Consider the following 5178-nt stretch of genomic DNA (forward strand, 5'->3'; position numbering starts at 1 on the left):
AGGTTCGTACGTTAAAGCTGCCAGCTTGTTCTGCGCAAGTTCGGCAATCAGCTTAGTCGACGAAGGCGAGCCGACCTCCTCGTCACTGTTGATCAGAATCTGATATCCAGTGTGCGCAAGGCATCCCGAAAGCTCCGCTGCGCGCAGCGCTGCGAGCATCACCGATATCCCGCCTTTCATGTCGGCAACGCCTGGTCCGTTGAGCGTTCCGTCCTCTAACCAGCGCAATCGCTGAAATGCATGATCGGCAGGAAAAACCGTGTCCATATGCCCAGTGAACAGCAATTGCGCCGGCGAATGAGGACGAACGGTGACCAAAAGATGCTGTCCATGCGCAACGGTCTTAATCGATCCGTCGGGGAGTACGCGGTCTACGGGTTCAGAGGCAACCAAGGCGACATCGCCGGGAAGGACAGCAAACGCGTCAGCTAACATCTTGGCGGTCACGGCCAACCCTGCCAAATTGCTTGATCCGCTGTTGACTGCTGCCCAAGTCAGAACTTGGTCTAGCATATGACTCGGTTCGATTGTTTGAAGAACCTTATGTTCGCTTGGGGTTAGCGTATGCATAACTTTATCTTAGCTTTGGTTGCCCCAAAGGGCCACCCCCAGCGTGAAGTCTATCCGACTTCCTTCGCGAGCGCGCACCATTCGGCGATATTGACCGTCTCGGGGCGGCGGTCCTCAGCTATACCAGTTTTATGGAGCGCCTCTAGCGCGCCGGGAACGCCTTTGAGGCTTTGACGCAGCATCTTGCGTCGTTGCCCGAAAGCTGCGCCGGTCAGATTTTCCAAGACGGACATTTTAACGCCGCTTGCCGCTTCCTTGGGTGTAATATGCACCACCGCTGACATGACCTTAGGCGGCGGAGTGAATGCCGAGCGATGGACGGGCATGGCAATTGAAGCGTTCGACCGCCATTGCGCCAATATGGCAAGGCGCCCAAATGCTCCAGTGCCTGGCGCGGATACAATTCTATCCGCAACCTCGCGTTGGAACATGAGGGTAAGGCTTTTCCAAGTCGGCGGCCATGCGTTGCCGCCGAGCCAACCCACGGCAAGTGCCGTCCCGACATTATACGGCAGGTTGGAAACAATGTGAAAAGGCGCGCCAATTTCTGCAAAAGGATCGATTTTCAGGGCATCCCCCTCAATCACGCGCAGTTTTCCTGGAAAGACCTCTGCGAGTTCGGCGAGTGCAGGCAGGCAGCGGTGATCTCGCTCCACGGCAACGACTTGAGCGCCAGCGCGCAATAAAGCGCGCGTGAGGCCGCCAGGACCAGGGCCGACTTCGTAAACATGCTCTCCTGCCAAGGGACCGGGTATTGCGGCAATTCGGTCCAGCAATTTCTCATCGAAAAGGAAATTTTGGCCAAGAGCCTTGCTTGCCGACAGGCCATGACGGGCAATCACTTCCCGAAGCGGAGGCAGCAATACGGACATCAGCCAAAATCGGCGGCGGCTAGGCGATGCAATGCTGCGGACTCAGCCATCTTAATAGCTGCTATCATGGAATGCGGCAGCGCCTTGTCTTGGCCAGCTATACCGAAGGCTGTGCCATGATCAGGCGACGTCCGAACGACGGGTAAGCCAAGCGTGATGTTGACAGCGTCATGGAAGTAAAGGGTTTTCAATGGGATAAGTGCTTGGTCATGATAAGCGCATAACGCAACATCATATTGCGCACGCGCCTCCGCATGAAACATCGTATCCGCGGGCAGGGGGCCAATGACGTTGAAGCCTTCGCCTCTGATCTGCGCAATTGCAGGCTCGAATATATCAAGCTCTTCGCGGCCCATATTGCCCGCTTCGCCGGCGTGGGGGTTAAAGCCCGCCACCGCGAGCCGAGGGTTTTCGATGCCAAAGTTGCGCTGAAGTCCCTTTGCTGTCGCGCGTAAGCGCTGCCTTATCAACCTACCATCGAGCTTACCCGCAACTTCAGCGAGCGGGATATGCGTTGTCATGGGGACCACCCGCAAGTCAGGACCGGCGAGCATCATCACTGCGTTGTTTTTCGAAACACCACAGCGTTCGGCGATAAATTCTGTTTGCCCGGGATGTGTAAAGCCAACGGCGTAAAGCTGGGATTTGGAAACTGGACCAGTTACCAGCGCCGCCGCGCTGCCAGCTCGAGCAAAACCGATTGCCATTTCCAGCGCTTGGTAGGCGCAATGGGCTCCATCGAGGTCTGGGGTACCGGGGACGATGGATAAGCAATCATGCAAATGAATAACAGGCAAAGCGGTATCGAAAAATTTGAACGTATCGGCGGGGTCGTCAATACGGACCACAGGGCCGTTCCAGTGCGGAGCAAAGCTTGCTATATCGCCAATAGCAAAGAAAGGTGCCAAATCTGCCGAATGGCGCACCTCCCAAGCTTTGCCGATGATTTCAGGTCCAATACCCGCCGGGTCACCGACCGAAACGGCCAGCGGCAGTTCCAGTCGGCCAAGAGGCATCAGTTATATTCGATGACGGCGTCGCGACGCAAATCGCGCAGGTAAATGCGGGCCCGCTTGTTGACACGCTCTTCTTCCAACCGCGACATGATCTCGTCGAAACTCTCGGACGCCGCCACTTCTGGTGCGTCACGACCACACAGAACGAATACCCGCACACCATCCTGTAACGAACCATAAGGCGGGGTGGACTGACCGATTTGCAAATTCAACATCACCTGCTGGAGTGGCGCCGGTAAGTCACGGATTTTGATGCCATCGCGATTGACCACATCAGCGCCAAGCTTCGCAGCCATTTCGTCGGCAACCCCACAACCCGCAATTTGCTGTGTTTCTTCGCTGAAGCGCTTCACCAGTGGAGCGATCTGCGCTTCGGCGGTGCCTGCCGGGAACGTAATCGCAATTTGTTTAAGACTTAGAACCGAATCCCGAGGGTCCGACATCGCGACTTGCCGTTTGTCAATCAACAGCAATATGGAGATGCCGCCAGGAGATGCGACCGCTTGAACCTCATTGCTGTTCATGCCAGCGGCGGCGGTCGCCAGTGACGAGGGTAATTGCGCCAGTGACAGCCAACCCAGGTCGCCACCGACAGACGCTGTGGATGCTTCTGAAAACTGCCGCGCATACGCAACAAAATTTGCACCCTGACGAAGTTGGTCGATAATCTTTTTTGCGTTTTCCGTGACCGCTGGCATAGCTTCAGGCGTTGCCGACAGGTAAATCTCCCCGAGACGATATTCGGTCGTACCCTTGGTGGCCTTAATGCGTTCAATAATCGCGTTGACTTCGTCATCGCTGACGTTTGCTGAGGGGCGCACATTGCGCGAAAGCAGCCGGCTCCATGACAGTTCGCCCTTAATCTGGCGCTTCAGCGTCGCGACCGATGCGCCAATAGAAGTCAAATATTTCTCGACTTGGCTTGCGGGCCGTTTGAAGTTTTGCTGCGCTACGCGGTCGAAATACTGGTCCACTTCAGCGTCGGTGACTTCAATTTTGTTGGCCGCAGCTTCTTGAATTTGTAGCGTTTCGTCTATCAAGTTTGTAAGAATTTGCGCACGAAAACGTGCCAACTCTTCTGGAGGGAGTTTGTTTTCGTTTGCAGCGACGATTAAAGCAAGGCGATGATCCATATCAGTGCCGGTAATGATTTCACCGTTAACTTGCGCCGTTGCGCGTCGGACGTTGGGATCATTTTTGCCAAACAATTGCTGTCCGTCTGGTGCGATTAAACTGGCATCATTTCCTCCAGAATCAGGAGTGGATTGCGCAATTAGCGGTGTCAGCGCTGTAGCGGAAATAAGCACGGCAGCGAAGGACAGACGCTTGAATAACTTCATCGATATTGATCCAGTACACAATCGGTTCGGGTGGCCAGTTAACCACTCACTGCTGAACAGCAGATGAGCGGAAAATGCCCGTCCGGGGATTAATTGCCAATTCCTTACACACCCAGATTGCGAAATGCCAGACGGAACAGGAAGCTGTTGCCGCGCTGCGAGTCACCGACCGGTTGATAGTCGCGCCGCCATGTTAAACTTAAGGACAAACAATCGTCGTCATATGCAACGCCAAACCTATGACGTATGGGGTCAAAGCCGTCAGAAAGGCTTGTTGGATCTTCCTGAGCGTTCGTAAGGTCAATGATAGTTGAACCAAATACGGACCAATATGGGGCAAGGCGAATGCGGCCTCCAACCCGAATTTCTTCACGATCTGCCAAATCCTCAACCGTTGGTCCGACGTTGCGGTTAAGCTTTAGATAGCCAGCCTGCACATATGTACCACGCGTGCCAACGGTGGCATCGATTTCGTTCCGGCGGATGGCAAGATTGTCCTTATCCAGACGAAACCGGTGCGTTAACTTCACGATATTTTTAAAGCGAAATTCGGACCGTCCGACGATGTCCGACGCTTTGCCTGATAAGCCTGTGCCGTCGGGAAAGATGGACGATCTGCTCGACAGCCGGTAACTTTGCCCTAAATTGATGTCGGCGCTTAAGTCACTTTTCTTGAGTGCCCAGTCAAAACCGTACGTTATGCGGTAGTCATCCTCAAAACGATCATATCCGGGAAATCGGTTGAGGGCGAACAGGTTGCTGTCTTCCAAATCAACCGCGCGAGAATCTTCGTTAGGAATACTTAGGTTGGAGATAGAAGGGGCCGCTACAACCTGAACGCGGGGTGTAAAAATTTGTGTTCCGCCGAAGGCCGCTCCTACAAATGGCCATCTTACATCTGCCGCAGCCGCAAAAATTCTGCGGCTCTGCCATCCTGTGTCGCCCCGATAGATGGCTGTTAGCGTGCTTGCGTTTTCATCGCTATGATAGACGTCACCGCGCGCAAGCATTGTGAACGTCAATTCCTGACCCAACCCAGTGATCGTGCGCAAATCCCATTTTGCTGCGGCAAATGCGCGTTGGGTATCCTGACCATTTGTGCGGCCGATGTTTAAGCTATTTGCCTGCAACTGAAATGTGCCACCCACCACTGGCGCGTCGAGGCGCAGGCGATAATCAAGTTCCGGTAAGGCGATGGGAGCAAGCCCCTGGGGGTCGCTGGTACGAAGGGTTTGTACTGCCCACCCAGCAAATGAAAAATAGCTTTTGTCACCGATGCGTTCGGCAGAAAATGTCGACCGAAGCCGGTCATCGCGGCTGATGTCATAGCGCCGCAGAAATGTGCGATCCGATGCAAAGCGGCCAGAAGCGGAAATAGAC

5 protein-coding genes are annotated in these 5178 nt (G+C 54.5%); all 5 read right to left on the reverse strand.

Annotated elements, in window-relative coordinates; genetic code table 11:
- Nucleotides 1-513 (reverse strand): M20/M25/M40 family metallo-hydrolase (locus ACIQ2T_RS11835; protein ID WP_397590992.1); only part of this gene is annotated, 513 nt, incomplete at its 3' end.
- 107 nt (nucleotides 514-620) lie between these two features.
- On the reverse strand, nucleotides 621-1442 hold the full coding sequence (gene rsmA, locus ACIQ2T_RS11840) for a 16S rRNA (adenine(1518)-N(6)/adenine(1519)-N(6))-dimethyltransferase RsmA (protein WP_397590993.1): 822 nt from the start codon (nucleotides 1440-1442) through the stop codon (nucleotides 621-623).
- The gene (gene pdxA, locus ACIQ2T_RS11845; protein ID WP_397590994.1) at nucleotides 1442-2458 is read right to left on the reverse strand and encodes a 4-hydroxythreonine-4-phosphate dehydrogenase PdxA; all 1017 of its coding nucleotides are present in this window, start codon (nucleotides 2456-2458) and stop codon (nucleotides 1442-1444) included. Before pdxA ends, rsmA begins: the two co-directional genes overlap by 1 nt.
- Nucleotides 2458-3798, reverse strand: coding sequence for a peptidylprolyl isomerase (locus tag ACIQ2T_RS11850; RefSeq protein WP_397590995.1), 1341 nt, complete (start codon nucleotides 3796-3798; stop codon nucleotides 2458-2460). Before ACIQ2T_RS11850 ends, pdxA begins: the two co-directional genes overlap by 1 nt.
- A gap of 104 nt (nucleotides 3799-3902) precedes the next feature.
- Nucleotides 3903-5178: LPS-assembly protein LptD (locus tag ACIQ2T_RS11855; protein WP_397590996.1), on the reverse strand; the 1276-nt coding region annotated here is incomplete at its 5' end.

This window comes from Sphingorhabdus sp., assembly GCF_044357595.1.
Taxonomy (GTDB): Bacteria; Pseudomonadota; Alphaproteobacteria; order Sphingomonadales; family Sphingomonadaceae; genus Sphingorhabdus_B.